This is a genomic window from Asticcacaulis sp. AND118, from assembly GCF_020535245.1.
Lineage (GTDB): Bacteria > Pseudomonadota > Alphaproteobacteria > Caulobacterales > Caulobacteraceae > Asticcacaulis.
Genome location: NZ_CP084910.1, coordinates 580,213 through 605,719 on the forward strand (window position 1 = coordinate 580,213; position 25,507 = coordinate 605,719).

The window sequence follows — 25,507 nt, forward strand, 5'->3', positions numbered from 1 at the left end:
GATTTAACGTGGACACATCATCTCGCTCTCAGTTTTTGAGTGGTCGCGCCATTTTTCCGAAACGAAGTTCGGCGAAGCCAAAAGGGGTGCCCACCTTATCGGATTGCGCTCTAGCCGAACTTGCGCGCCGGTTGGGTGGCGCTGATCTGGTTCTTGACATAGAGGCCGCGCATCCCCGCCATCGGCTTGAACACGTCGGTGATGCCGAGCACGGTTTCCGCTGCGCCCAGGAAGAGGTAGCCGTCGTCGGCCAGCAGCCCGGCCATCTGTTCCAGCACGCGCTTCTTGGTTTCGAGGTCGAAATAGATCAGCACGTTGCGGCAGTAGATGACGTCCTGACGGCCCATGCTGCGCAGATCGTCGAGCAGGTTCATCTTGCGGAAGCGCACGGCCTGACGGATTTTCGGCGAAATGCGCCACATCTCGTCGATCTTCTCGAAGTGCTTGACCATCATCTGGATGGGCAGGCCGCGTTGGACCTCGAACTGCGTATAGAGGCCGGCCTGCGCCTTTTCGAGGCAGCGCTCGGAAATGTCGGTGGCCAGGATGTCGAGATTGACACGCGGGAACTGCGCGCGGGCGTCTTCCATCATCATGGCCAGCGAGTAGGGCTCCTGACCGGTCGAGGCGGCGGCGCACCAGATCTTGATGTCGCTGGTGCGGGCCTTGGCCAGCGCCGGCAGGACGTCCGAACGGAACTGGTCGAAGGGCGTCTTGTCGCGGAAGAAGAAGGTCTCGTTGGTCGTCATCGCGTCGGTGACGGTGTAGATCAGCTTCTCGTCGCGCTTGGTGCGCAGCGCCGTCAGCAGCGCGCCGACATTGGCGAAGCCTTCGCGGCGCGCCACGGGGGCCAGGCGGCTTTCGATGAGATAGGTCTTGTCCGAGCCGAGGATCAGGCCGGAACGTTGCTTGAGCATGGCCGCAAGGTGTTCGGTATCTTCCGGGGTCATATGATTTTCTCACCTTTTGCGATGGCTCTGCAGGCCTGGGCCAGCCCGTCTATGGGTTTTATGAATTCGGCGAGGCCGGCTTCGGCGACCGCGCCGGGCATGCCCCAGACGACCGAAGATTTTTCGTCCTGCACCATGACGGTGGCGTTGAGGTCGACCAGCGCCTTCGCGCCGTCACGGCCGTCGTGGCCCATGCCGGTCAGCACCACGGCGACCACGCCCTTGCCGTACAGTTCGGCGCCGGACTTGAAGAGGGGATCGACCGCCGGGCGGCACCAGTTGACGGGCGCGGTCTGATCGAGGCGGATCGACGGCTGGCCGGGCGTGCCTTTCAGCGTCATGTGGAAGTCGCCGGGGGCGATGTAGATGTGGCTGCCCTTCAGCGCCATACCGTCCTGCGCCTCGACCACCTTCTGCGGCAGGGCCTTGTCGAGGTGTTCGGCGAGGATGGTGGTGAAGGTGGCGGGCATGTGCTGAACGATCAGCACGGGGATGCGCCAGTCGGGACCGAGGCCGGCGAGGAAGTTGCGCAGCGCCGGCGGGCCGCCGGTCGACGCGCCGACCAGCAGGATGTCGCAGCGGCGCGGACCGGCCAGCGGGCGCACGCGCGGCGTGGCGGCGACGTGGCCGAGATTTTGAACGGGAGAAGGGGTCGGAGCGCGTTCGACGGCGCGGATCGGTGTGACGATGCCGGAGGTCGGCGAGGCCGGGGTGATCGTCGCGCTGGGGGCCGACGAGCCGGTGGCGGCCGCGGCGGCATTGGGCCAGGCGCGGGTGCGGCCGCACAGGGCGCGCACCTTGGTCAGAAGCTCGTTACGGAAGCCGTCGGCGCCGCCGATGCGGGCGGAGTCGGGCTTGGGCACATAGTCCGCCGCACCCAGTTCCAGTGCGCGGATGGTGACCGAGGCGCCGCGCGTCGTCAGGGTCGAGGCCATCAGAATCTTCAGGCCCGGCTTGGCCGCCAGCATTTTCGGCAGGGCTTCGAGGCCGTTCATGTTCGGCATCTCGATGTCGAGGATCAGCACGTCGGGCTGAAGTTCCTTGAGCTTGTCGATGCCCTTCTGGCCGTCGGTGGCGGAACCCACCAGCATCATGTCGCTTTCCGCCTCGATCCAGCGGGTGACGAGCCCGCGCACCACCGCCGAGTCGTCGACGATCATCACCCGCAGGGGGCGAAGCGATACGGAAGGGTTGGGATTGAGCGACATACGCGTTACTTGCCTTTAAAGGAGGCCGACTTCCGAGAACTTGGCTTCCAGAATTTCACCGTCGAACGGTTTCATGATGTATTCGGAAGCGCCCTCGGTCAGGGCCTCGGTGATGTGGGCGAGATCGTTTTCGGTGGTGCAGAACACCACGACCGGGGCCGTGCCGCCTTCTTCCTTGCGCAGGTTGCGCAGGAAGGTGATGCCGTCCATGACGGGCATGTTCCAGTCGAGCAGGATGGCGGCGGGCATGGAGGATTTGCAGTAGTTCAGGGCTTCGAGGCCGTCATTGGCTTCGGCCACTTCGAACTGCAGGTTTTCCAGAATGCGGCGGGCGACCTTGCGGATAACGCGGCTGTCGTCGACGACGAGGCAGGTTTTCATGGCGATTTTTTTTCCTGAGCCCGTAAGCGCAATCCGAAAAGTGGGCACCGGTTTTCGGATTCAATGGCGCGCCAAACTTTAAGCCGCTTTGAGGTGGGCGGCGTCCAGAAGGGTGTGCGGGTCCAGAACTATCAGAAGTTCCTTTTCCAATTGATAAACGCCGACGATAATTTCGGCCCAGCGCGGCGGCAGATTGCCCGGCGGCGCATGGAATTTCTCGTCGTCCAGCTTCAGCACCTCATCGACCGAGTCGATGACGAGGCCGTAAGAGTCGCCGTGCACTTCGAGGCCGATGGCCAGCGGCTCCGGCGCGTCGGCCGGACGCGGGCCGAGGCCGAGGCGGCGGCGGGCGCAGACGGCGGTGACGATACGGCCGCGCAGGTTCAGCACGCCGGCGATTTCGGTGCGCGACAGCGGCACGGGGGTCAGGCCGCGCGGATGGAAGACATCGTGGACGCGGGCGGCGTCGACGCCGAACAACTGGCCGCCGACACGCAGGGTCACATAGTCACGGATACTCATTTATGAACCTCAGGCAGCTTCGATGGCGATTTCGTGAGCGGAATGGTTCTGGCGGCGGGCGTGTTCGGCCAGACCGCGCAGGAGATAGTGGTCGACGTCGAGGATTTCGCAGGCGCGACCGGTGATGACGGCGGTGCCGCGCACACCCGGACGATCCGGCGACAGCTCGATTTGCAGGAAGTCCTCGACCACGTCGACGATCTCATCGACCGCCAGACCCATGGCGTAGCCTTCGCCGGTGAAGACCAGCAGCGGCTGGATATCCTGTTCCTTGAGGCCGTAGGCGTCGGAGACGTTGAGGATCGGCATGAGCTTGCCGCGGTATTGCAGCGCCGCACGGCCGTCCATGCGCTCGATCTTGTCCGACTCGACATGTTCGAGGCGGGTGATGTGTTCCAGTTCGACCGCCTTCGGCGCGCCGCTGCCGGCACGGAACATCAGCATGGCCACCTTCTGACCCTGGGCGCTTTCGGCGATGGCGTCTTCGGCGCCTTCATCGGCCTTTTCTTCCAGCATATTCCCGGCACGCTCGGACAGGGCGTTCGGGTCGAGGATCAGCACCACCGAACCGTCGCCCAGAATGGTCGCGCCGGAGAAGATGTTGACGTCGCGCAGGATGGAGGCCAGCGGCTTGACCACGATTTCCTCGGTGTCGAGGACGTCGTTGACGACGAGCCCGTAGCGGCGCTCACCGACCTGAATGACCATGACGAAGGTCGGGTTTTCTTCGGTGGCGGCTTCCAGTTGCAGCGTCGGCCCAAGCTGGACCAGCGGCAGCAGCTTTTCGCGCAGGCGCAGGACGAGGGCGTCGTTGATCTTTTCGATCTTGTGCTCGGCGTTCGCGCCCGTGCGGACCAGTTCCATGACGGCGGTCTGCGGCACGGCGAACTTCTGGCCGCCGGCGCCGACGATCAGGGCCGAGACGATGGCGAGGGTCAGCGGGATCTTGATGGTGAAGGTCGTGCCCTGACCGGCGATCGAGACCAGGTCGATCTGGCCGCCGATCTGCTCGATATTGGTGCGCACCACGTCCATGCCGACGCCGCGGCCGGACAGGTTGGTCACCTTGGCCGCTGTGGAGAAGCCCGGCGCGAATATGTAGCGGTGGATCTGCTGGTCGTTCATGCCGTCGACTTCGGCGCGGGTCGCCAGCGCCTTTTCGACGATCTTTTCACGGATGCGGCCCGTGTTCAGGCCGCGACCGTTGTCCGAGATGCGGATGACGATGTAGCCGCCTTCGTGGAAGGCCGCCAGCTTGACCTGACCGTTGGCCGGCTTGCCGAGCTGGATGCGTTCCTCGGTCGATTCCAGACCGTGGTCGGCGGAGTTGCGGACCATGTGGGTCAGCGGATCGCGGATCAGTTCCAGAACCTGTCTGTCAAGTTCCGTGCCTTCGCCCTCCATGACCAGGTCGATCTTCTTGCCCAGTTCGTGCGACAGGTCGCGCACCAGACGGGGCAGCTTCTTCCACGCCGCGCCGATGGGCTGCATGCGGGTCTTCATCACGCTGTCCTGCAGTTCGCCGGTCAGGGTCGACAGGCGTTGCAACGGGGTGGCGAAGGCCGAGTCTTCGCGGTTGCGCGAAATCTGAAGGAGCTGATTGCGGGTCAGAACCATTTCCGACACCAGCGTCATCAGGCCTTCCAGCACGTCGACCGACACGCGGATCGACTGGGTGGTGGCGATGCCGCCGTTTTCGTCCCCCAAGGCGGCGGCCAGTGCCCCGGACACCGGGGCCTCGGCGGGCTCGGCCTTCGGCGCGGCCGCGACGGGCGCTTCAATCCTTGGGGTTTCTTTCGGGGTTTCCTTGACCTCGGCTACCGCTTCCGGCTCCGGATCGCTCATCCAGTCGGGGGCTTCGGCGGCGAGGAAGGCGGCTTCCAGTTCGTCGAGCGAAACCTCGCCCGGACGCAGGGTGCGTTCCACTTCGGGCTTGACGTCGGCAATGACGACTTCGGGGATGTCGGCATTGATCGGACGGTCGGGAACCTGAACCGCCTGGACGGTGTCGATGGCCACTTCACGGCCTTCGGCCATGGCTTCCAGTTGCGAGATGAGGTCCTGATCGTCGCCGTCAGGCTCGTTGCCGGTCTGCTCAAGGCCGTTAAGGATGACCTTGATGCGGTCGATCGAGTGCAGAACCAGGGTCACGGCGATCGGCGTGACTTCCAGCTTGCCGTCACGGAAGCGGCCCAGCAGGGTCTCACCCGCATGGGCGACGGCTTCGAGGCGCGACAGCCCCAGGAAGCCGCAGGTGCCCTTAACCGTGTGAACGAGGCGGAAAATATTGTCGAGCGTCTTCCGTTCCGTCGGATTGGCTTCGAACTTAACCAGCTCGCTATCGACCACCTCAAGGCTTTCGGCCGTTTCGGTCAGGAATTCGGCAATAAGATCGTCCACTTTATACCCCGTCAGAACACACGTCAGAACACTGGCGGCCGACCCGGAATGAGGGTCTGGGTCGGGCCTTTGACCTCCCATCATCAGATGGTTTGGTTAAAGGAGTGTTTTCACACGGGGTTTGTGAGAGGAACTTTGTTATTTTTTTGGAAGAACGATTTTAAAGCTCAGCGAATCCGTTTCGCTGACGATATCCAGCGTGCCGCCGGCCTCGTTGACCACACTATAGAGCCAGAAGGGCTGAATCCACTGCCCGCTCAGGCCGTCCGACAGCGGCTGGCCGCTGAGGCCTTCGATGGCTTCGGGCTTGAGGCGTGCGCGCGGGCCCTTTGATTCGGAGGTCAGGACGATGGCGTCTTCGGTCTCTTCGCGGCGCAGTGTCGCCGTCCCGCCGGTCGGCAGGGCGTTGCCGGCGATGTAGCCGAGGTTCATCAGGGCGCGGGCGGCGGGCTTTTCGAAGACGACAGTGTCATCGATGTCGAATTCGAGATTGGCGCGCATGGTGGAAAAAACGTCCGACAGCGATTTGTTGAGTTCCCTGGCCGAGAAGGCTTCCGCCGAAGTCGCCGCGCCGAAGGCCACGCGGGCGAAGTGGACAAGGGTGACCAGCTTGGTCGCCGAGGTCTGGATCAGGTTCACGGCGTCGTCGCGCATATCCTGCGCCGACGGATCGCTGAGCAGGTCAAGGCCGGAAATGATGGCCCCGGTCGGCGAAATGAAGTCGTGGCACAGCTTGGCCACCAGTTGCGTCGCCAGTTCGTGCGGATTGGGCAGGGCCTTGGCCTCGGCGGCGGTGTCGGAACCCTGTTCGGGCGTCGCAAGCGTGAGGTCGTCCATGGTCTTTTCAGGTCTCTGCGGTTAAGGGGCGCCATCCTGTGGCTGAGGCTGGCAGTTTAGTTCTTATCGAGCCATGTGTGAGGTGATTTGCCTTATCAGGGAACACCCTTGGGGCTATAATCGGCAAAATTCGCATTTCCGCGAAGCGAGACTGTTTTTAATGCCGGTGATGGCTAAGGCCATAAGACCGCTGACCCTAAGGCCTATGGTCAGTGCCGGACATCTTTAGTAAGCAGTGTCCCACAGCTTGCCGGTCAGCCCGCACGGGACGCCGCCATTATAGATCACATTCCCAGAAAAGCCTATTACGGAGGTTTTCCATGCCCGACACACAATCGCAAACGACCCAGTCCCGCTATGCCCGCAAGGGCCGCGGCAAGGTGTTCGAATCGATCCTCGACACTATCGGCGATACCCCGCTGGTGAAGCTGCCGCGCCTGTCGGCCGAATACGGCGCGAAGGCCACGGTTCTGGCCAAGCTGGAATTTTTCAACCCGCTGGCCTCGGTCAAGGACCGTATCGGCGTGGCCATGATCGAGGCGCTGGAGCTTTCGGGTCAACTGAAGCCCGGCGGGGTCATCATCGAGCCGACCTCGGGCAATACAGGCATTGCGCTGGCCTTCGTCGCCGCCCAGAAGGGTTACGAACTGATTCTGGTCATGCCGGAATCGATGTCGCTGGAACGCCGCAAGATGCTGGCGCTTCTCGGCGCGCGTCTTGAACTGACCCCGGCGGAAAAGGGTATGCGCGGCGCGGTGAACCGTGCGCAGGAACTGGTCGCCGCTACGCCGGGCGCGGTCATGCCGCAGCAGTTCGAAAACGCCGCCAACCCGGAAATCCACCGCATCTCGACCGCCGAGGAAATCTGGAACGACACGGACGGCGCGGTCGACGTGCTGGTCTCCGGCGTCGGCACCGGCGGCTCGATCACCGGCATCGGTCAGGTGCTGAAAGAGAAGAAGGCCTCGGTCGAGATCGTCGCGGTCGAGCCCGAAGCGTCGCCGGTTCTGTCGGGCGGCGAGCCCGGCCCGCACAAGATTCAGGGCATCGGCGCGGGCTTCGTGCCGGGTATTCTGGATAAGGGCGTGATCGACAAGGTCGAAAAGGTGTCGAACGACGACGCCTTCGCCACCGCGCGTCAGGCGGCGCAACTGGAAGGTCTGCCGGTCGGCATTTCGTCCGGCGCGGCGCTGAAGGCGGCCTTCCGTCTGGCGGCGCAGGACGCCTATGCGGGCAAGACCATCGTGGCGATCATTCCGTCGTTTGCGGAGCGTTACCTGTCGACCGCTCTGTTCGACGGCCTTTAAAATCGTGGTCTTTGGGTAATCAGTGCGTCGCCGTCGCCTGGCTGTATTTATATACAGCCGGCACCGGCCGCCCGGTCAAATCTCACGATTTTAACCTGAGCCTCTAAAGTCCCTCCCCTGAACGCCGTCCGGCGCAGCCAAATGAGGGGAGGGACTTTCCGCCAACTCCCTTTTAACCTCTTTTAATATCTCGCTAGGCATAGTGCGCGCATGAGCACGCCTACCGACTCGCCAGCCATCGGCCCCGAAGACGAACTGTCCGCTGACGGCAGCCTCGTGGCCGGCGAAGGCGTGGCCGAAACCGAGCCGGAACAGGTCTTCCCCGCGCGCCAGACCCTGCTGAAACGCCTTGCCGACGTGGTTTGCCTGCCGGAAACCCGCGTCAACGCCTTCGAGCGCGCGGTCACCGCCGACCTGCTGGTCGAGATGCTGCGCGAGGCCCAGAAGGGCGAGCGCCTGCGCGTCGCCCGCCGCCTGTGCAAGCTGAGCGAAGTGCCGCACACGCTGGTGCGCCTGCTGATCACCGACGAGCCGGAGATTGCCCGCTTCCTGATCGAGGACTGCGAATCTCTGGCCGAAACCGACCTGCTTTTTTGCATCCGCCGCGCGACGCCGGCCCATCTGCGCCTGATGGCCGCCCGCAAACATATCGGGCCTGTGGTGGCGGAGGCCCTGACCGATACGGGTGATATCGACGCTATCGAGTGCCTGCTGAAGAACCGCACGGCGACCCTGTCGCAGGGCGCGATCGAAACCGCCGTTTCGATGAGTCAGGACGCGCCGCGCCTCGTGCCGCTGCTGATCCGTCGCCTCGAACTGCGCCCCAGTTCGGCCTATGTCATGTTCTGGTGGGCCGACGCCGAGGTGCGCAAGGTCATTCTGGGCCGCTTCGCCGTCAACCGCGAGGTCATGCAGGATTCGGCCGGCGACGTGTTCGCCATGGCGGCCAAGGAGGGGTGGGGCGACCCTTTGTCGCGCAAGGCCCTGCAATTCATCGAGCGCCGTCAGCGCAATCGCGAAGCCCTGAAGAAAAGCCCGTTCGAGAGCCTCGAAGCGGCCATCATCGAAGCCGCGCGCAACGGCATGACGCGCCACACCGCCGAGGAAATCTCCTACCTGTCGGGGCTCAAGCCCTCGACCGGGGCCAAGATCATGCGCGACCGCGGCGGCGAAGGGCTGGCCGTGCTGTGCAAGGCGACGGGCCTGAAAAAGACCGACCTGCGCAATCTGTGGCGGGCCCTGCGCCGGCCGGGGCAGAAGGACGGCGAGGTGCACCCCGATCTTGAGCGCGTGCTGATCGTCTACGACACCCTGGCGGTCGATCGCGCCCAGACGGTGCTGCGTTACTGGAACTGGTCGCTGTCCTCGGCCCTGACGCCGATGATGATCCGCGCCATATCGCAAGGCGAGGCCATGGAAACAGACGCCTTGTCCGTGCCGCAACGTGCGGCTATGCTGGCTTTTGCCCAGGACCTCAAGCGTTAGGGCCATATTCGCGTTATTTCGCCAAGTTCCGCATCTCTTTTTAACAGCCGACATTTCATAGGCTGTGTGGAACCTTGTTTATTTATTCGATTAAGACTTTTTCAGGTGAGACAATGACTATCAAACCCAGCGCCACGGATATGGCCGTGGAAATCGTGTCGGCCTATGTCGGCCACAACTCGCTCCCGTCCGCCGAGCTGCCCGCGCTGATCCAGAGCGTGCACGGCGCGCTGATCACCCTGTCTCGCGGCGGGGCTCCGGTCGAGGCCGCGCGCGAACCCGCCGTGCCGGTGCGCAAGTCGGTGACCAGCGAATACCTCATCTGCCTTGAGGACGGCCGCAAGTTCAAGTCGCTCAAGCGCCACCTGCGCGCCAAGTTCAATATGAGCCCCGAGGAATACCGCGCCAAATGGAACCTGCCGCAGGACTATCCGATGGTGGCGCCGGGCTACGCCAAGGCTCGCTCGGAACTGGCCAAGCAGATGGGGCTGGGGCAATCGAGCCGTCCGGCGGCGACGGCCCGCGCCAAACCTTGATCCGCGTTGCTAATAAAGAGTCGCATTAACTATAGAATCGCCTCGCGCGACCCGCTTAATAAGACTCGCCAAAGTACAAGGCGTTTCGAATCGCCGGATTCGGAACGCCTTTTTGTTTTTCACAGAGGTAATAATACCGGTTTTTTACAAAAAATGGCTGTTTATGAGAACAAAAGGAGTCTGAATCCTGTCGGGGTTAGCCGTGTGCGCACATCTGTGGATAGGTTGTGGCGTTATTAAGGTTTAAATCTCTCATTAACCCTTTTTTGCTTGCCAAGGAATCGCCGATTAAGAGAAGGTGAAAATCAGTGATTCGTATACGGGGCGTGGTTTCAGGGTAGTTATGACGGGCATGGCGGCGGAAATGCTGAGCGCTTTGCGCATGCACGAGGAGGTCTTCCGGTACTGGAAGAGCCTGCGCCGTCCCGGACGCCTGCCGTCCCGCGCCGACATCGATCCCGTCAGCGTGCGCAAGCTGTTGCCGACCATCTCCCTCATCGACGTCCTGTCCGACGATCCGTCGAACGTGCCGGACCTGTTTCGTCAGCGCCTGGCCGGGACCGACCTCTACGCCGCCTACGGCATGGAGATCACCGGCAAGCATTTCAACGAAATCTACGGGCCGAACGAGGCGCAGTACTGGGCCGAGGAACTGACCTTCGTCGTGCGGACGCGCAAGCCCAGCGTCGGCCTGCACTCTATGGCCTGGCGCGGGTCAAAGTCCCTGGCCCTGTTCTGGTTGCGCCTGCCGCTCGCCTCCGACGGCGTCAAGGTCGATATGATTCTGGGTCACGATGCCCTGATCGGACAGCCGGATCTGGCCGGCCCCAGCGGCATTCGCGCCGCCTGATCCTTTTTCCCTGAGATGATTCCTGCCGGTTTTCGCGCGCCTGAAAGGGTACGAAAGCGCCCGCACGCCAGGGTTTTGCTGTGCGGCGGAAGCCATCCATCCCCCTATCTGGGCGCGAAAATAGGCTTAATTGCCCAATTTGTGAGTTGAAATAGGAAAACTATCCTCTCACTATCGCCCTCGTTTAACATGAGAACAAATTGGCAACATTTGTATCTCGCAAAGGGGGATAGTGATGAAACGGGCAATGGAGACGCAGGCGGATCCCCAGATCGATAAGTCGCAGGTGGCCTATGTCATGGGGCTGGTGTCGGTGGTGACGGGGGTGCCGCTGTCCGACATCAGCGCCACGGACCGCAAGGACGCGCGCACGGCGCGGGCGCGGCAACTGGCCATGTATCTGATCTCGGTGGCGTGGCAGTGGCCGCTCTACCGCATCGGGGCGGCCTTCGGACGCGACCGCACCACGGTGGGCCATGCCTGCCGCCGTATCGAGGATCTGCGCGACGATCGGCTGTGGGACGAACAGATCGAGCGGCTGGAGGCCTGCCTGCAGGACCTGCCGTCGGGACTGGCCCTGCCGCGCCGGCGGGTGGCCTGATGCGCGGCACACCGGAAGGCGTGCGCGAGAAGCTGGGGCAGGCGGGGGCGCATCTGAAGCCGGTGGCGGGCGGCTACGAACTGCGCCTCAGCGCCGATGGCCGCCGCCGGGCCGTGGACCGGCTGAAAGAGGCCGACCTTCAGGCCGTGCAGGCTCTGGGGCCCCTGACGCGCCATGCCGATGGCCGTCTGAGCCTGAAGATCGCCCCGACGGCGGTCGATCTGGCCGACCTGATTCGCGAGGGCTATTTCGACCGTTGCCAGCTCCTGGCGCTCGATCAGTGGCGGCGCGACCATGAGGCGGGATTCGCGGCGGAGGCCCTGACCCAGAACTGGGCGCGGTTTGGCGGCGGGGGCCGTACGACGACGGCGGGGGATGCCTCGCTCTATCGCATCCACGCGCGCCGGCGGGTCGAAGAGGCGGAGCGGGCCCTGAGCGGGGCAGGGGGCGACATGGCGCGTGCGGTGCGGCGGGTGTCCATCGAGGGCTGGCGGCTGGCTGCGGCGGGTTTCGCTGAAAATGCTGCGGCGCAACTTTCGCAAGCGTTTGATCGCCTTGCGGTTTATTATCGGATCGGCGCTTAACCTTGTGCTGTGCCGCAATGAAACGAAAACACCCGGAACTATAGCGCGCCGATGACAGTGTTACAGAAAGCGGGTCGTGCCGGTTGACCTCAGCCGTTCGCAGGGTGAGGATAGGTGCAGAGTTCGGAAAAAGGACGCCTCATGTCTGAAGACAAACTTTCGGCCGGTACAGTGACCAGCCTCAAAAATCCGCTGCGTGGCACGCTGGACAAGCCGCTGCGTCATGTGGTGTCGAACGAGGAACTGGACGCCCTGTGCGAAACGCGGCGCGAGCATGTCACTGAGTATGTCTGGGCGGCGATCGGTGTGGCGGTCGGCACCCTGCCGGGGACGGTGGCCCTGCTTAACGGCTATATCACGCAGGGCATCGCCTACGGCTTCCGTCCGGAAGGGCTGATCCAGTTCGGCCTGTTCTGCGCCGCGCTTTCGGTCATGGGCAGCATGGGCATGATCGCCCGCCGTCGCGCCCGTCGCCTGCGCGAGATCGAAGCCGATATCCGGATGAGAGCGTGATTAGAGCGCATTCCAAAAAGTGTGCAGCGGTTTTTGGAATCACATGCGCGGCAAAACAAAAAACTTAGAGCGGTTATACGACCTCGTCGGATTGACGCTCTAAGCTGCGGCCTGTTTCAGGCGCTCGACCATCGAGATCAGGCCGTTGGTGCGCTGCGACGACAGGGCCTCGTCCAGCCCCAGCCGGGTCAGGGTGTCGCGGATGGAGAAGTCGCGCACCTCGGACAGCGGCAGGTCGTTCAGAAGCCGCACCAGAATGGCGATCAGCCCCTTGACGATATGGGCGTCGGAATCGCCGCGGAAGCGCAATATCCCGTCATCGCCGCCATCCATCATCAGCCACACCTGAGAGGCGCAGCCGCGCACGCGCGTCACCTCGTTGCGCTCGGCGTCGGTTAGCGGTGCCAGCGTCTTGCCCAGGTCGATAATGTAGCGGTAGCGGTCTTCCCAGTCGTCGAAGAGGGCGAATTCTTCGAGCAGATCGCTCAGGCGGGCGTCGAATGTGTCGGTCATGCCGTCGCTATAGCGCGACAGCGCGTCATGACACAATCTTTCTATCGCCGCTTCAACCTCACCACGGCCTTCAGCCCGTTGCGGGGGTCCGACTGCACGGCGAAGGCCCCGCCCATGGCCACGCTGGCCAGCCTGACGATGGGCCAGCCCAGCCCCGCGCCTTCGCGGGTGCGGTTATAGTCGCTGGCGCCCTGTTCGAACGGACGCATCAGGCGCGGAATATCCGCCGGATCGGGGGCCTTGCCGGGATTGTAGACGGCGATATCGACCCAGTCCCCGTCCGGGCGCGCGGTGATTTCCACGTCGCGGCCTTCGGGGGTGAAGTCGATGGCGTTGGCGATCAGGTGATCAAGACACAGGCTTAAGGCTCGCGGATCGAAACAGGCACTTAGCTCTGCGTCGGCCAGTCCGGGCAGGACGTGGACACCGCGCGCCTGCGCTTCCGGGGCGTGGCGGCGCACCGCGTCGTGGATGTGCGGCAGCAGGACGTCGACCTCCGGGCGCAGCAGGCCGGGCTCGCTTTCCAGTCGCACCAGTTCCAGCACATCGTTAAACAGGCTCAATAATTTCTTGCCGCTGTCGCGGATGATGCCGGCATATTCGCTGTATTGCGGCGCGCCGAGGGGGCCGTAAAGCTCGTGCGTCAGCACTTCGGCAAAACCGATGATCGAGTTGAGCGGGGTGCGCAGTTCGTGGCTGACCATGCGCATGAAGGCGCGCTTGCCGATATCGGAATCCGACGTCGGGCTGGCCATCGGGGGAAGGGCCGCCGGTTGTTTGTCCATCAAGGGTGCGCCGGAAGGAGGAAACTCAGACGCGGAGATTACAGTTAACGTCTTAAGCAGAGGTTTCCACATAACCGCGCGTTCACAAGAGGTTTTTTCGGACCTTTCTCGCTTGCGGGGCGAGAGTCTTTCTCTTTTGGCGGCGATTGGCTAGGATAGACTGTTGTTTCAAGAGTAAAGACGTGCCGCTGAAATCCTATCTGCAGGAACTGAGATCACCCACCGGGGCCATGATGGCGACGCCGCGCGGTCGCGTGCGGCTGGGCGTCATCGCCTGGCACCTCGGCTGGTCGGCGGTCAGTCTGGCCTCGATGATCTATCTCATCTTCCTGCCGGCCTCGGTCAATGTGCTGGCGGCGCTGGCGGCGGCGGCGCTGCCCGGCGTGTGCAGCGTCTTTTTGCTGACCAAGGACGATTTCCGCACGCGTCAGATGCTGGTGTGGATCTGGGCGGGCGCGTGTCTTGTGGCGCTGGGCCTGTCCGGCGGCGTGCTGGGGCCACTGGCGCCGTGGGTGGCCGCGCCGATGGCCGCCGCCGTGGCGCTCAATCAGCGTCGGCTGATTCTTCTGGGCGCGGCGCTGTCGGTGGCGGTGACCCTGTTCGCCATCCTTTTCTCGCTGATGCGCCTGTTTCCGCTGCCCGACATCGTCGAAAGCTTCTGGCTGGCCTCGGTGGCGGTGGTGACGCTGGTCGCCGGCCTGGGTTTGTCGCTCCTGCCGGCGCTGCGCGTGCGCACCGAAGCCGTGCGCGGCGTCGAAAGCGACCGGGCGCGCTTCTTGACGCTTCTCAGCGAGCAGCCGCAACTGATCCTCTCCGTCGATAGCGAAGGCCGCCTGCTGTCGGCCTATGGCGAGACGCCGCCAGGGCTGGATATGGGTATGCTGATGAAGCACGGCCTGATCACCTGCGCCCACGTTCCGCACCGTCTGGGCCTGATGCAGGCGCTGGAGACGGCGCAGCAAAGCGGCCGTGCCGAGGTAGGCTTCATGCCGCACGCCGCGCTGGACCATTTCGTGCGCCTCAGCCTGCGCCGCGGGGCGGACGGCAAGCTGTACGGCGTGCTGGCCGACGCCTCGCTGCAACACGCGCGTGAGGACGAACTGGAAACCGCCAAGCAGGAAGCCCAGACGCTCAATGAGGGCAAGTCGCGCTTTCTGGCGGGCATGAGCCACGAACTGCGCACCCCGCTCAATGCCGTCATCGGCTTTTCCGACATCATGCGTCAGCAGATGTTCGGCCCCATGACGGACAAGTACGCCGAATATTCGCAACTGATCTGGGAGTCGGGCCAGCACGTGCTCGATCTGGTCAACGATGTGCTCGACATGTCGAAGATCGAGGCCAGCCGGTACGAGCTGTCGCTGGAGCGTTTCGACGCGCGCGAACCGGTGTCGGCGGCGCTGCGCCTGATCCTCGCCACCGCGCACGAAAAGGGCGTGACGGTGAAGTCGATCCTGCCGCCCGCGCCGCTGGAGGTCACCGCCGACAAGCGCGCGGTTAAGCAGATGTGCCTGAACCTCCTATCCAATGCGGTGAAGTTCACGCCGCAGGGCGGGACCGTGACCTTGATGCTGAGCGATACGGGCACGGACAGCATCGACATCCAGATTACCGACACCGGCGTCGGTATCGCGCCCGAAGATTTGAAACGTCTGGGCAAGCCTTACGAGCAGTCGGGACCGATGGAGCAGCGCGTGCTGGGCACCGGGCTCGGCCTGTCGCTGGTGCAGGCGCTGGCCGGGCTGCATCGCGGGCGCATGACGATCGAGAGCGAGCTGGGCGTGGGCACGAGCGTCAGCCTGCTGCTGCCTATCGCCTTCAATCCGGATCAACCGGAACTGCCGCTCAGCCCGCCGGGCGCACCGGAAAGCGAAACTCTGGTGGCGCTGTCGTCGGAAACGCCCAAGCCGCTGGAAGACCGCCTCTATACGCCGCCCGACCTGACCGGCAGCGATTTCGTCATCCGTCCGCCGAAGTCCTGATTACTGTCCATACGGCGAGGGCAGGGTCGCGAAGACCAGCCCCGGCACGAAGTCACCGGCTTCGAAGCGCGCATATTGCGTGCCGTTGTTGAACTCGAACGCCACCACGACATCCTCGCGCGGGTCCAGCTTGCCGATGGCCACCGTGGCGTTCATCGGGAAGTCGAAGCGCAGGGTGTCGCGCTTTTCGGCGTGGCCGGCGAATTTTCCATCGACCGTGAACCCGGCCAGATTGACGCGCGGTGTGTTCTTCAGCGCGATTTGCGTTTCGCGGCGGTTCGAGGCGGCGAAGCTCAGATCGTAGCGGCTGAGGCCCTTCGGCATCTGCGCCGATACGGCCAGAGCTTCGCGATTGATGAAGCCGGTGGCGCGGGTCTTGGGGTCGCGCACGATCAGGCGCGCCGCATAGGGCTGCTCGCCGTTGAACTGCGCCATAACGCTCAGATTCTGACCTTTCAGTGTACCGTAGAGGCCGAAGGCCATCGAGACATTGCCGGTCTGCTGGTACTGCACCAGACGCCATTTCGACAGGTTCTGTTCCGTGCGGTCGGCCAGCCATTCACTGCGCAGACCGGGCAGGCTCAGACGGTTCTGCGCCACGAAGCCGCGATAGGCGCCGCGCATCGTCTCGACTTCCTTGACCAGCGCGGGATTGTTGCATTCGGCGCGCCAGGCGGCGGTGCGGGCGCGGTCGAGCGCGCCATAGACGGTTGCAGGGGCGACGCCGTGATTGAGCGCGGCATTGCGGTTCTGCAGCAGGCCGGCCTTCAGCGCAAGCGTCGTCGGGCCGTCGAACCACTGACAGCGGGCATTGGCCGTGCTGATGAACTGGCGCTTGGTCAGCGTGTCGAGAGACACGGTTTCAGCGGCGGCACCGGTGGCGGTCAGCATCAGCGCGAGAGCGGTACCCAGCACACATCCCAATCTTTTCAGATTGGAATGCTTTTCTGGGGTTTTGTCTGGTCGCGCATTTGAGTCCGAAAAGTGCGTCCCACTTTTCGGCATGCGCTTGGAAATTTTAAAGCGATACACGTTCGACATCCCTTGATAGGGCGACTATAGACGAACGGGTTTAAGTCCCTGTGAGCAAACAGAGTAAACCGGATGTTACTGTCGACCGATCTCTGGGTATCGGCCCTCATCCGCCGCGCCGAACAGGGCGGGGCCTTTGCCTATGTGCTGAAAAAGGGCGATGCGCGGGCCGGTGCCGTGATCCTGAAAATCACCCATTTGCGCGAGCGCGAGACCTATATATTGCGTCAGGTGACCGCCGGCGACGAGGTAAAATGGATGAAGCCCATCGCTTCGCACGACCCGGAAGCCATCGAAACCTATATCGAGCGCGAGCGCCGCTTCGACTCCGACCTGTGGGTGGTGGAGATCGAAGACACCGAAGGACGGCATTTCCTCACTGAATCCATTCAGCTTTTGTAAACCCTGTTCCTAAACCGGATTTCAAACCCTCTGTGTCAGGATGATCCCTCAGTAAGCACAGAAGGTGACCGCTTTGCACTTCCTCCTCAACGATGTTGTCTTCGATCTCGACCCCTCGCGCATGATGCATCCGCTCGATGCCCAGCGCTTCGAGGCGTTGTCGCTCGACTACATCGCCCAACTGGGCAAGGAGATGTTCGCCGAGAATCCGCAGGCGCACCGCTTCAATCCGGAGCGCGCCCGCCGTCTGTGCTACCTGCTGCATCTCAAGATGCCGCGCGTCAACGCCGCCCAGTTCATGGACACCGGCGGTCGCGGTCAGCCGAACGACGTCGCCGCCGATTTCAAGGCGCTCAACGAAATGGCTCTGGGCATGATGTATCAGCAACAGGCCGCCGGTCAGCTCGACGCAGCCAAGGTGGATGGGGCCGTCTGGCACCGCAACGCGGCTTAAAAGCCTGCCTTTTGGCGATCTGCGGCGTCGCCGTCGCTTGGCTGTATTCATATACAGCCGGCGCTAGGCTTCTGGCATCTCATCCAAAATTCAGGCTTTTAGGTCCGGAGTAGGTGATGCCGAGGCCATCCGTTCGCCTGTCAGGTAAATCGCTAAACCGGTCAGCGGGGCCAGCGTGCCGGCAATCGCAATGGCCGTCCAGCCGCCCACGCCATAGAGCGGGCTGGCCAGAGCCGAGCCGATCGCCCCGCCCACGAAGATCGACGCCATATAGAGCCCGTTCAGACGCCCCCGGCTGTGCGGGTCGAGGCTGTAGATGGCGCGTTGCCCCTGGATCATCGTCAACTGCACGCAGGCATCGAGCACGATCCCGGCGATCATCAGCGACGCGATGCTGACCAGCGCCGGAACCGCGCCGCTGACCATGGCCACTGCCCCGCCGATCAGACCTGCCAGAGTCACCGTCGCGCCGTGCCCGGCATCGCCCAGCCGCCCGCTCAACGGCGCGGCCAGAGCGCCGGCGGCTCCGGCCAGAGCGAACAGGGCGATCTGCGACTGACTGAGGTGAAAGGCACGGAACAGCTCCAGCGGCACGGCGGTCCAGAAGAGGCTGAACGTGCCGAACATGGTCGCCTGCAGCAGCGAACGCCGCCGCAGCACCGGTTGGGTCAGCCACAGCGAGGCCATCGACCCCAGCAGCGTGCTGTAACGCGCCTTATGCGACGGGCTGTGCTTCGGCAGGGTCAGGGCCAGCACAAGACCGATGACGATCATCAATCCGGCGGCGATGAAGAACACGGCGCGCCAGCCCAGATGATCGGCGACGAAGCTCGACAAAGGCCGCGACAACAATATGCCGGTCAGCAGGCCGCCCATGATATTGCCGACCGTCCGCCCGCGCGTCTCTTCGGGGCTGAGGTGCGCCGCCAGCGGAATCAGCATCTGCACCGACACGGCCCCCAGACCGGTCAGAAAGGCTACGAACAGGAACAGCCCGCCGTTCTGCGCCGTGGCGCTGAGGATCAGGCTGAGAAAGGCCAATCCCAATGTGCTGAGGATCAGGCGCTTGTTCTCGAACAGGTCCAGCAGCGGCGTGATGAACAGCATCCCCGCCACATAGCCGATCTGGGTCAGGGACACGATCAGGCTGGCCGTCGCCTGCGACAGGCCGATATCGGGCGCGATCAGTTCGATGATCGGCTGAGCGTAATAAAGATTGCCGACGATCGCCCCGCAGGCAAAGGCGAAGAGAACGACGAGAGCGGGAGACAGGGGGCGGGGGGCGGTCATGGGCTCCATATAGGCCGTCGTTTCGCAGGTGCAAACGGTTGAACGCGAAAAGGCTTGCCTTTCCGTTGCGGCAGTCGGCTAAAACGCAATGCAACACGGTTTGAATTGACCCAAGCCCTCTATCGCGCGATCCTCCGCCCATGAACCTGTCCCTGCCCCCTCTGCCGCACTATCCGACCCAATGGGCGCGCCATGCCGATCTGATCGTGCACGTGACCGGGCTGGCCTTCGCCCTGTTCGGCGGCGGCGTTGTGCTGGGGCTGGCGGTGACGCAGGGCCTGCTGGGCATGGTCGCCGCCGTGATCATCTATGCCCTCGGCATGATCGCCATGCTGGCCTTTTCCACCGCCTATAATTTCGCCAGCCCGCGCTTTCAGCCCTTCCTGCGCCGTCTCGACCATGCCGGCATCTTCCTGATGATCGCCGCCAGCTATACGCCCTTCACCACTCAGGCGCTGGACGGCGCGTGGGCCTGGGGCATGACGGCCGGGGTATGGACGCTCGCCGGACTGGGCATTCTGGGCAAGCTGTTCCTGCCCGGCGTGGGCAAGGGGGTATGGGTGGCGCTCTATCTCATTCTCGGCTGGCTGGTCGTTATTGCGCTCAAGCCGATGATCGCCGATGTGCCCCCGGCCGCCATGATTCTGCTGGCCATCGGCGGTGTGGTCTATAGCGTCGGGGCCATCTTCTACATGATGAAGCGCCTGAAATTCCGCCGCGCCATCTGGCATGGTCATGTGATTACCGGGGCCGTTCTGCACTGGTGCGCGGTGCTGGTCGGCGTGGTGCTGGTCGGTCATTGATCCCTTTTGTTGGTGCTGCCGGCTCGCGTCGGCATGTGATGCGGTTGGCGCTATAATCGCCTCCCTGTGCCACCGGCATGGGGAGGTAGCATTTGAACGCAGTGAAAATGACGGAGGGGGATGGCTCCGCTATTTCAAGGGGCGGAGCAGCATTGAGGTTTGGCGCTACCCCCCTCCGTCACGCCCTCGCTAAGCTTTGGCGTGCCACCTCCCCATTGCTGCGCAACAGGGAGGAGGAAGTGGGCGCGCTCTTTACTTTTTAACGCTCGCGATATAACGCCACGCCATGTCCAATACCCCTCAGACCGAAGCGCCGCGCCGGCGCACCTTCGCCATCATCTCGCACCCGGACGCCGGTAAGACGACCCTGACCGAACATCTGCTGCTGGCCGGCGGGTCGATCCGCGCCGCGGGTCAGGTGCGGGCGCGCGGCGAAAACCGCCGCACGCGCTCGGACTGGATGAAGATCGAAAAGGAACGCGGCATCTCGGTCTCGTCCTCGGTCATGACCTTCGAGCACTCTGGCCTCGTGTTCAACCTGCTCGATACGCCCGGCCACGAAGACTTCTCGGAAGACACCTACCGCACTCTGACGGCCGCCGACGCCGCCATCATGGTGCTCGACGCCGCCAAGGGCATCGAGCCGCAGACGCTTAAACTGTTCGAAGTGTGCCGCCTGCGCGACATCCCCATCATCACCTTCATCAACAAGATGGACCGTGAGGCCGAGGATTCGCTGGCCCTGCTGGACGAGGTGGCGTCGAAGCTGCAACTCGATCCGTCGCCGCTCTACTGGCCCGCCGGCTCCGGCAACCGTTTCCGCGGCATGATCGAGTTGAAGACGGGTCTCTTCTATCCCTTCACCCGCCGCGACTCCGGCGCCGAATACGATCAGGGCCACGAAGACCCCGCGCCGGTCGATGAGGCTGTGGCCAGGGGCTGGCTCGATCAGGCGGAACTGGACGAACTGAAGGACAATGCCGAACTGCTCGAAGGCGGGTTCAAGGCGTTCGAGGTCGACAGTTTCCTCGAAGGCCATATGACGCCGGTCATCTTCGGCTCGGCGCTCCGCCATTACGGCGTCAATCAACTGCTCGAAGCCATCGGCAACTTCGCCCCCGCGCCCAAGACGGTGGCGGCCTCGAAGGCCGGGACCGATGCCGAGGTCGATCCGACGGACAAGGAAGTCACCGGCTTCGTGTTCAAGGTTCAGGCGAACATGGACCCGAACCACCGCGACCGCATCGCCATGCTCAAGCTGACTTCCGGCCGATTCCAGCGCGGCATGAAGCTCAAGGTGCAGAACACCGGCAAGCAGTTGTCGGTCAATGCGCCGATCATGTTCTTCGCGTCCGACCGTGAACTGGCTGAGGACGCCTATGGCGGCGACGTTATCGGCATCCCCAACCACGGCGTGCTGCGCGTCGGGGACTCGCTGTCGGAAAGCGGCACGGTGCGTTTTCAGGGCCTGCCGAACTTCGCGCCGGAAATCCTCCAGCGCGTGCGCGTCAAGGACCCGCTGAAGGCCAAGCACCTGAAGAAGGCGCTGGAGTCTCTGGCCGAGGAGGGGGTGACGCAATTGTTCCGCCCCGCGATCGGTTCGGACTTTATCGTCGGCGCCGTGGGTCAGCTTCAGTTCGAAGTCATGGCCGACCGTCTGGCCAACGAATACGGGCTGGATTGCGTGTTCGAGCCGTCGCCCTATGCCGAAGCCCGCTGGCTGGGGGGGGATGCGGCCAAGATCGAGGACTTCGCAGGCAAGCACCGCTCGGCGATGGGCACCGATATTGACGAGTTTCCGGTGTTTCTGGGCAAATCGGCCTGGGAGATCGGTTATGTCGCCGAACGCTATCCGGACGTGCAGTTCCTGCGCACCAAGGAACGCGGGTAACCACCTACACCTCCCTGCCTTTGGCGGGGAGGGGGACCACGCCCGCTAGGGCGCGGGGGTGGGGTTCTTACTTACATTCAACAGAATGGGCGGGTGGATATATCGCAAGATACCCCACCACCACATCTCAACGGCTCCGCCGTTTCGTGCGGTCCCCCTCCCCAACAAGTTGGGGAGGTGTAAGAGGCTTTAAGCCAGCACCACGCTGCCCAGCAGCACCTTCACACCCTTTTGCTTGAGGACGGTGTCGGTGGCGGTTTGCAGTTCGCGGGTCACGTAATCGAGATCGACCAGCGACGAGGCCGTGAGCCCCATCGCATAGGCCTGAAGCCGCGCGACGAAGGCGTCGCGCAGGCGCGGGATCGATTTGCTGATCGCTTCGGCCAGCTTGGCGTTTTTGTTGGTGTCGAGCCCGATCTCGACGGTCAGGGTGCCGTGACGGCGGTCGCGCGTCTTGGTGAAGACCGTCAAAAGCGGCATCTGCACGAAATCCGCGCCGCCGCCCTTTTTCTTGGGCGCGGAGGCCTGCGCAGGAGACAGGATCAGCCCGCCGGATACCGCTGCGGTCAGGCCGGACAATTGCCATCGGAGAAGTTCGCGTCTGTTCATGCCTGTACTCTTCATGCCCGCACTCTGGCACAACAGGGTTTACAGGCGGTTTCCGGGTAAGCTTAATTTCGGTTAACTATAGTGTATTCAATAGGTTCAATCTTGAATTAAGACTTTGTGCCTATGCTTTGCGCAACTGAGTTGCGGTAGAGTATGTCAACCGAAGCGTTCGCACTTCTGAGCAAGATCAATGTCGCTTCGATGACGGTGATGGTCGTCGAGGACAATGACGGCTTGCGTCGTATGGTCACCGAAGTGTTGCGCTCCGCGGGTTTCCTGCAGATCGTGCCGGCGCGCGACGCCGAAGAAGCCATCGACCTTTTGAAGGCGCATAATCCCGACATCATGGTGCTCGACTGGAACATGCCGGGCCTGTCGGGTCTGGAACTGACGCAACTCCTGCGCCGTGCGGCGGTCAGCGAAGATCCGCGCTTCCCCAATCCGCGCATCCCCATACTGATGCTGACCAGCCGCCACCGTTCGCGTGACGTGACCGAAGCGCGCAATGCCGGGGTCAACGAGTTCATCATCAAGCCGTTTTCGACGCGCAGTCTGATCCGCGGTCTGGCCTCGGCGCTATGCCGTCCGCGCCCGTTTATCGTTTCGGCGAACTATGTCGGCCCGTGCCGCCGCCGGCACAAGGATGCCGGCTATCAGGGCCTGCTGCGCCGCGCCGACGATGTCGAAGCCGCGGCTGACCGCCATTTCAAGACCTTGTTTCAGGAGACGCTTTCGGTCGAGCTTGAGGGCCTGCGTGCCCTGATGTCCTCGCGCAACGGCCTGCACAGGGAGACGCTCGACTATATGGTCGAGCGCGTCACCCAGAGCGAAACGGCGGCGGTAAAATACCGCCAGAAGCTGCTGACCGAGGCTACACGTTCTTTAAAGGAATATGTGGCATATTTCGGCGAAGATACCGAACCGGAGGTGCTGGACGTACATCTGGATTCGATCCGCCGGCTCAACGACCTCCGCAACGAGGAACTGCCGGAGGCCATGGCCATCATCCGCCAGCTTGAAGCGCTGGTGAGCAAGCGAAAGAGGAAGAGACTGTCGGCATGAGCGCGGTGGCGACTTACGAACGGGCGAGGGGGGCGTTTCAGGCGCGTTCGGACAAGGACAAGGGCAAGGCCACCACGCGCGACGTGCGCAACCTCGCCAATCTGGGCGACAGCGCCTCGACCAGCCGGGTACTCAACCTGGCGGCCATCGCGCTGGTCTCGTCGCACGAAAAAGACTATATCGCCCGGCCCTTCTTCCGCGACAAGCAACTCAACCGCGCCATACTGATCAAGCATACGCTGCGGGCCAACGAGCGCGACCTGTTCACGCGCACCCGCCGCACGGCGACCAAGATCGTCATGCCGTTCGACCCGAACGACCTGCGACTGGGCGGTCGTTCGGTGCTGGTCAGTCAGGTGGGCTTCGAAGCCTTTTGCCGCACACAGTTCGGGATCGGCGACGTCAATTCGCACATCGACGTGCAGGTGCTGCGCCTGCTAGATCAGTTGCCGTCGCTCGACCCGTTTCTGGTGCGTGAGCACCTGTCGCGGCATGGCTTCAAACCCGGCACCTGCTATCTCAACATCTCCGCCAACGACATCCAGCGCATGATCGGTTTCGCCAATTCCGAAATCGAGCAACTGGTGCGCACGGCCTTCGGCAGCGTGATGGTCGGCGGGGCCAGCATCAAGCTGGCCGGCAAGATACTGTCCAACGAACTGGATCAGGAACTGTGGCCGCTGCGTCAGACCCTGCGTATGACCGACGAGGAATTCTCCGAAGGCATCTTCTCGTGGCGCGGCTTCCTCTATTTCAAATGGCGTCTGACCGAGCTTCAGGACGAGATGCGCCGCGTCCTGCAGGGGCTGGGTGGTTATCAGCCCATGGGTCAGATGGACGACGCGGTGCGCGACTATCTGAAAGAGGTCAAGCCGCGTCTGGGGCGGCGCATCGCCAAGGCCATCAACGAGGTCGGCCGCACGCTGGGCGTCTATGACCGCGCCTATCACGCCCTGATCCACGGCCAGAACCCCGGCCCCTTCCGTCAGTTCCTGCTCGACGGGCCGAAGCTGTTCTTTGAGTTGGGCGAGACCATCGGCATTCTGGGGCACATCTCGTCCTTCTGGGCCTATCGCATGACGGGCGCCGCCGCCAGTCAGCGCCTTATGCCGGTCGAATATGCCGACGTGCTGATGGATTTCGACGACAGCCTGATGATTCTGGGCCCGGATGAAGAGGATTAACCGTCTTCATTCACGGCCTGTTTGAACCTGTCTTCTAGGGTTTGGGGAATAGTCAGCCTTTCCTGCCCAGGTCTCGGATAACATGGTTTCTACGGCCCGCCGCAATTACAAGATGACCCGTGGACCGGAGCAGCCGAACCGGGTCATCCGCGAGTATCGCAACCTGGCCAATCTGGGTCAGACGGCGGCGTCCACGCGCGTGCTCAACCTGTCGCGCGTCTACCGTCTGCACCACAAGGACGACGACTACGGCGACAACCCGTTCTTTCAGTCGTCGCTGCTCAACCGCGCCATCATTCTCAAACACACCCTGCGCCTGAACGAGCGCCATTTCTATCATGGCAGCCGGCGCACGGTGACCAAGATCATCCTGCCCTACGACCATTTCGACCTGCGTCTGGGGGCGTCGAGCATCTTCATCAACCAGATCGGTTTCGAGCAGCTCGCGCGCGAATATCTGTCGATCTCGGACTACGACAAGAACCCGGACATCAAGATCCTGCGTCGTCTGGATCAGTTGCCGTCGCTCGATCCGTTTCTGGTGCGCGAGACGCTGGCGCGGCAGGGCCATCGTCCGGGGGGCATCTATCTGCGCCTGTCGCCGGCGGACCTGTCGCGCATGATGCGCTTTACCTCGAATGAAATCGAGCGGCTGGTGAACACGGCGCTGGGCGACCACTATGCCGGGGCGTCGATGAAGCTCGGCAACAAGATTCTGTCCGATCAGCTCGACCGCGAACTGTGGCCGCTGAAGGACACCTTCCGCATGACGGATCAGGAGTTTGCCGAGGGTATCTTTGCCTGGCGCGGCTTCCTTTATTACAAGTGGCGCTATCTCGATCTTCAGGATCAGTTGCGCGAAGTCCTGGCCGGCATCGGCACCTATCAGCCCTTCGGCGTCAGCGACGACCGCGTGAAGGACTACATCCTCAATGCGCGGATGCGTCTGGCGCGCGGCATGGCGCGGGCGCTCAACCATGCCTATGACGTGTTGAAGGTCTACGACACGGCCTATGCCGATCTGGTCAGCCATAACAAGCCGGGACCGTTCAAGCGCTTCCTGCTCAACGGGTCGAGCCTGTTCAGCGAACTGGGCGAGATCATCGGCACGCTGGACCACGTGGCGTCGTTCTGGAGCTTCCGCATGAACCGCGCCATCCAGACCGGCAAGCCGATGAAGCCGGTCGAATATGCCGATGTGCTGATGGATTTTGAAAGCGGCCTCAACTACCTGTTCGAGGACCGCCCCAGCTTCAGCGTCACGACATCGGGCTTCCTCAAGGCCAGCGTCCCGGCGGGTTGATTCCCGCTTACTTATCAAGACAG

General features: G+C 63.1%; 26 protein-coding genes. 15 read left to right on the forward strand and 11 right to left on the reverse strand.

Translation table 11 applies throughout. The features are described 5' to 3' along the window. Positions 1–110 precede the first annotated feature (110 nt). The 6 genes from LH365_RS02755 to chpT all read right to left on the reverse strand — a co-directional run bounded on the left by LH365_RS02755 (position 111) and on the right by chpT (position 6,298). Positions 111–950, reverse strand: coding sequence for a protein-glutamate O-methyltransferase CheR (locus LH365_RS02755; RefSeq protein WP_226744682.1), 840 nt, complete (start codon positions 948–950; stop codon positions 111–113). Continuing rightward, positions 947–2,158 (reverse strand): chemotaxis response regulator protein-glutamate methylesterase, encoded by a 1,212-nt coding sequence (locus tag LH365_RS02760; protein ID WP_226744683.1) that lies wholly within the window; start codon positions 2,156–2,158, stop codon positions 947–949. Before LH365_RS02760 ends, LH365_RS02755 begins: the two co-directional genes overlap by 4 nt. Before the next feature lie 15 nt (positions 2,159–2,173). After that, the gene (locus tag LH365_RS02765) at positions 2,174–2,539 is read right to left on the reverse strand and encodes a PleD family two-component system response regulator (protein ID WP_107877497.1); all 366 of its coding nucleotides are present in this window, start codon (positions 2,537–2,539) and stop codon (positions 2,174–2,176) included. Between the two features lie 78 nt (positions 2,540–2,617). Next, positions 2,618–3,061 (reverse strand): chemotaxis protein CheW, encoded by a 444-nt coding sequence (locus LH365_RS02770; RefSeq protein ID WP_226744684.1) that lies wholly within the window; start codon positions 3,059–3,061, stop codon positions 2,618–2,620. Between the two features lie 9 nt (positions 3,062–3,070). Continuing rightward, entirely contained in the window at positions 3,071–5,461 is a 2,391-nt protein-coding gene (locus LH365_RS02775) for a chemotaxis protein CheA (RefSeq protein WP_226744685.1), read from the reverse strand. A gap of 138 nt (positions 5,462–5,599) precedes the next feature. Further along, positions 5,600–6,298: a histidine phosphotransferase ChpT gene (chpT, locus tag LH365_RS02780; protein ID WP_226744686.1), complete on the reverse strand. Its 699-nt coding sequence runs from the start codon at positions 6,296–6,298 to the stop codon at positions 5,600–5,602. A 320-nt stretch (positions 6,299–6,618) separates the two neighbouring features. On the opposite strand from chpT, the gene cysK reads away from it, so the two are divergent. From cysK to LH365_RS02815, 7 genes are all read left to right on the forward strand, one after another. Further along, positions 6,619–7,605 carry a cysteine synthase A gene (gene cysK / locus LH365_RS02785; RefSeq protein WP_226744687.1) on the forward strand — a complete coding sequence of 329 codons (987 nt, stop codon included), beginning with the start codon at positions 6,619–6,621 and terminating at the stop codon, positions 7,603–7,605. Between the two features lie 210 nt (positions 7,606–7,815). Continuing rightward, positions 7,816–9,090, forward strand: coding sequence for a DUF2336 domain-containing protein (locus tag LH365_RS02790; RefSeq protein WP_226744688.1), 1,275 nt, complete (start codon positions 7,816–7,818; stop codon positions 9,088–9,090). Positions 9,091–9,203: 113 nt separating this feature from the next. Continuing rightward, a complete protein-coding gene (locus LH365_RS02795) occupies positions 9,204–9,626 on the forward strand; it encodes a MucR family transcriptional regulator (RefSeq protein ID WP_226744689.1) in 423 nt (140 codons plus the stop codon). 343 nt (positions 9,627–9,969) lie between these two features. Next, entirely contained in the window at positions 9,970–10,476 is a 507-nt protein-coding gene (locus LH365_RS02800) for a PAS domain-containing protein (RefSeq protein WP_226744690.1), read from the forward strand. 235 nt (positions 10,477–10,711) lie between these two features. Then, the gene (locus tag LH365_RS02805; RefSeq protein WP_226744691.1) at positions 10,712–11,077 is read left to right on the forward strand and encodes a helix-turn-helix domain-containing protein; all 366 of its coding nucleotides are present in this window, start codon (positions 10,712–10,714) and stop codon (positions 11,075–11,077) included. Continuing rightward, the gene (locus LH365_RS02810) at positions 11,077–11,661 is read left to right on the forward strand and encodes a hypothetical protein (RefSeq protein WP_226744692.1); all 585 of its coding nucleotides are present in this window, start codon (positions 11,077–11,079) and stop codon (positions 11,659–11,661) included. The genes LH365_RS02805 and LH365_RS02810 overlap by 1 nt, the downstream gene beginning before the upstream one ends. 141 nt (positions 11,662–11,802) lie before the next feature. Continuing rightward, complete coding sequence (locus LH365_RS02815; RefSeq protein WP_226744693.1) at positions 11,803–12,174, forward strand: hypothetical protein; 372 nt, start codon at positions 11,803–11,805, stop codon at positions 12,172–12,174. Positions 12,175–12,273: 99 nt separating this feature from the next. On the opposite strand, the gene LH365_RS02820 is transcribed toward LH365_RS02815, so the two are convergent. Together LH365_RS02820 and LH365_RS02825 are read right to left on the reverse strand one after the other, a co-directional pair. Then, positions 12,274–12,687, reverse strand: coding sequence for a SufE family protein (locus LH365_RS02820; RefSeq protein WP_226744694.1), 414 nt, complete (start codon positions 12,685–12,687; stop codon positions 12,274–12,276). A gap of 41 nt (positions 12,688–12,728) precedes the next feature. Beyond that, on the reverse strand, positions 12,729–13,472 hold the full coding sequence (locus LH365_RS02825) for a HAMP domain-containing sensor histidine kinase (protein WP_226744695.1): 744 nt from the start codon (positions 13,470–13,472) through the stop codon (positions 12,729–12,731). Between the two features lie 182 nt (positions 13,473–13,654). Between LH365_RS02825 and LH365_RS02830 the strand changes: the two genes are divergently transcribed. Next, the gene (locus LH365_RS02830; RefSeq protein WP_226744696.1) at positions 13,655–15,454 is read left to right on the forward strand and encodes a HAMP domain-containing sensor histidine kinase; all 1,800 of its coding nucleotides are present in this window, start codon (positions 13,655–13,657) and stop codon (positions 15,452–15,454) included. On the opposite strand, the gene LH365_RS02835 is transcribed toward LH365_RS02830, so the two are convergent. After that, on the reverse strand, positions 15,455–16,369 hold the full coding sequence (locus tag LH365_RS02835; RefSeq protein WP_226744697.1) for a hypothetical protein: 915 nt from the start codon (positions 16,367–16,369) through the stop codon (positions 15,455–15,457). It lies immediately after the preceding gene. A gap of 189 nt (positions 16,370–16,558) precedes the next feature. Here LH365_RS02835 and LH365_RS02840 point away from each other — a divergent pair, with 189 nt between their 5' ends. Further along, complete coding sequence (locus tag LH365_RS02840) at positions 16,559–16,888, forward strand: DUF1491 family protein (RefSeq protein WP_226744698.1); 330 nt, start codon at positions 16,559–16,561, stop codon at positions 16,886–16,888. A 64-nt stretch (positions 16,889–16,952) separates the two neighbouring features. Next, positions 16,953–17,342, forward strand: coding sequence for a hypothetical protein (locus LH365_RS02845; RefSeq protein ID WP_226744699.1), 390 nt, complete (start codon positions 16,953–16,955; stop codon positions 17,340–17,342). A gap of 90 nt (positions 17,343–17,432) precedes the next feature. On the opposite strand, the gene LH365_RS02850 is transcribed toward LH365_RS02845, so the two are convergent. Further along, positions 17,433–18,632, reverse strand: coding sequence for an MFS transporter (locus LH365_RS02850; RefSeq protein WP_226744700.1), 1,200 nt, complete (start codon positions 18,630–18,632; stop codon positions 17,433–17,435). A gap of 140 nt (positions 18,633–18,772) precedes the next feature. On the opposite strand from LH365_RS02850, the gene LH365_RS02855 reads away from it, so the two are divergent. Next, positions 18,773–19,435, forward strand: coding sequence for a hemolysin III family protein (locus LH365_RS02855; RefSeq protein ID WP_226744701.1), 663 nt, complete (start codon positions 18,773–18,775; stop codon positions 19,433–19,435). A gap of 286 nt (positions 19,436–19,721) precedes the next feature. Next, positions 19,722–21,326 (forward strand): peptide chain release factor 3, encoded by a 1,605-nt coding sequence (locus tag LH365_RS02860; RefSeq protein WP_226744702.1) that lies wholly within the window; start codon positions 19,722–19,724, stop codon positions 21,324–21,326. Positions 21,327–21,515: 189 nt separating this feature from the next. Here LH365_RS02860 and LH365_RS02865 read toward each other — a convergent pair whose 3' ends face one another. Then, positions 21,516–21,935, reverse strand: a complete 420-nt coding sequence (locus tag LH365_RS02865; RefSeq protein WP_226744703.1) for a Tat pathway signal protein — start codon at positions 21,933–21,935, stop codon at positions 21,516–21,518. Between the two features lie 153 nt (positions 21,936–22,088). Here LH365_RS02865 and LH365_RS02870 point away from each other — a divergent pair, with 153 nt between their 5' ends. The 3 genes from LH365_RS02870 (at position 22,089) to LH365_RS02880 (ending at position 25,484) form a co-directional block, all read left to right on the forward strand. Next, positions 22,089–22,997, forward strand: a complete 909-nt coding sequence (locus tag LH365_RS02870) for a response regulator (protein ID WP_226744704.1) — start codon at positions 22,089–22,091, stop codon at positions 22,995–22,997. Then, positions 22,994–24,181: a hypothetical protein gene (locus LH365_RS02875; protein ID WP_226744705.1), complete on the forward strand. Its 1,188-nt coding sequence runs from the start codon at positions 22,994–22,996 to the stop codon at positions 24,179–24,181. Before LH365_RS02870 ends, LH365_RS02875 begins: the two co-directional genes overlap by 4 nt. An 82-nt stretch (positions 24,182–24,263) precedes the next feature. Further along, positions 24,264–25,484 (forward strand): hypothetical protein, encoded by a 1,221-nt coding sequence (locus LH365_RS02880; RefSeq protein WP_226744706.1) that lies wholly within the window; start codon positions 24,264–24,266, stop codon positions 25,482–25,484. The last annotated feature ends 23 nt before the right edge of the window (positions 25,485–25,507 follow it).

Bases quoted from the DNA above. Each gene is read 5' to 3' on its own strand.
- LH365_RS02795 (WP_226744689.1), top strand. From the start codon at position 9,204: ATGACTATCAAACCCAGCGCCACGGATATGGCCGTGGAAATCGTGTCG.
- LH365_RS02810 (WP_226744692.1), top strand. From the start codon at position 11,077: ATGCGCGGCACACCGGAAGGCGTGCGCGAGAAGCTGGGGCAGGCGGGG.
- LH365_RS02755 (WP_226744682.1), bottom strand. From the start codon at position 950: ATGACCCCGGAAGATACCGAACACCTTGCGGCCATGCTCAAGCAACGT.
- cysK (WP_226744687.1), top strand. From the start codon at position 6,619: ATGCCCGACACACAATCGCAAACGACCCAGTCCCGCTATGCCCGCAAG.
- LH365_RS02825 (WP_226744695.1), bottom strand. From the start codon at position 13,472: ATGGACAAACAACCGGCGGCCCTTCCCCCGATGGCCAGCCCGACGTCG.
- LH365_RS02850 (WP_226744700.1), bottom strand. From the start codon at position 18,632: ATGACCGCCCCCCGCCCCCTGTCTCCCGCTCTCGTCGTTCTCTTCGCC.
- LH365_RS02870 (WP_226744704.1), top strand. From the start codon at position 22,089: ATGTCAACCGAAGCGTTCGCACTTCTGAGCAAGATCAATGTCGCTTCG.
- LH365_RS02865 (WP_226744703.1), bottom strand. From the start codon at position 21,935: ATGAACAGACGCGAACTTCTCCGATGGCAATTGTCCGGCCTGACCGCA.
- LH365_RS02765 (WP_107877497.1), bottom strand. From the start codon at position 2,539: ATGAAAACCTGCCTCGTCGTCGACGACAGCCGCGTTATCCGCAAGGTC.
- chpT (WP_226744686.1), bottom strand. From the start codon at position 6,298: ATGGACGACCTCACGCTTGCGACGCCCGAACAGGGTTCCGACACCGCC.
- LH365_RS02800 (WP_226744690.1), top strand. From the start codon at position 9,970: ATGACGGGCATGGCGGCGGAAATGCTGAGCGCTTTGCGCATGCACGAG.
- LH365_RS02815 (WP_226744693.1), top strand. From the start codon at position 11,803: ATGTCTGAAGACAAACTTTCGGCCGGTACAGTGACCAGCCTCAAAAAT.
- LH365_RS02770 (WP_226744684.1), bottom strand. From the start codon at position 3,061: ATGAGTATCCGTGACTATGTGACCCTGCGTGTCGGCGGCCAGTTGTTC.
- LH365_RS02840 (WP_226744698.1), top strand. From the start codon at position 16,559: ATGTTACTGTCGACCGATCTCTGGGTATCGGCCCTCATCCGCCGCGCC.
- LH365_RS02880 (WP_226744706.1), top strand. From the start codon at position 24,264: ATGGTTTCTACGGCCCGCCGCAATTACAAGATGACCCGTGGACCGGAG.
- LH365_RS02855 (WP_226744701.1), top strand. From the start codon at position 18,773: ATGAACCTGTCCCTGCCCCCTCTGCCGCACTATCCGACCCAATGGGCG.
- LH365_RS02790 (WP_226744688.1), top strand. From the start codon at position 7,816: ATGAGCACGCCTACCGACTCGCCAGCCATCGGCCCCGAAGACGAACTG.
- LH365_RS02805 (WP_226744691.1), top strand. From the start codon at position 10,712: ATGAAACGGGCAATGGAGACGCAGGCGGATCCCCAGATCGATAAGTCG.
- LH365_RS02875 (WP_226744705.1), top strand. From the start codon at position 22,994: ATGAGCGCGGTGGCGACTTACGAACGGGCGAGGGGGGCGTTTCAGGCG.
- LH365_RS02820 (WP_226744694.1), bottom strand. From the start codon at position 12,687: ATGACCGACACATTCGACGCCCGCCTGAGCGATCTGCTCGAAGAATTC.
- LH365_RS02760 (WP_226744683.1), bottom strand. From the start codon at position 2,158: ATGTCGCTCAATCCCAACCCTTCCGTATCGCTTCGCCCCCTGCGGGTG.
- LH365_RS02860 (WP_226744702.1), top strand. From the start codon at position 19,722: ATGTCCAATACCCCTCAGACCGAAGCGCCGCGCCGGCGCACCTTCGCC.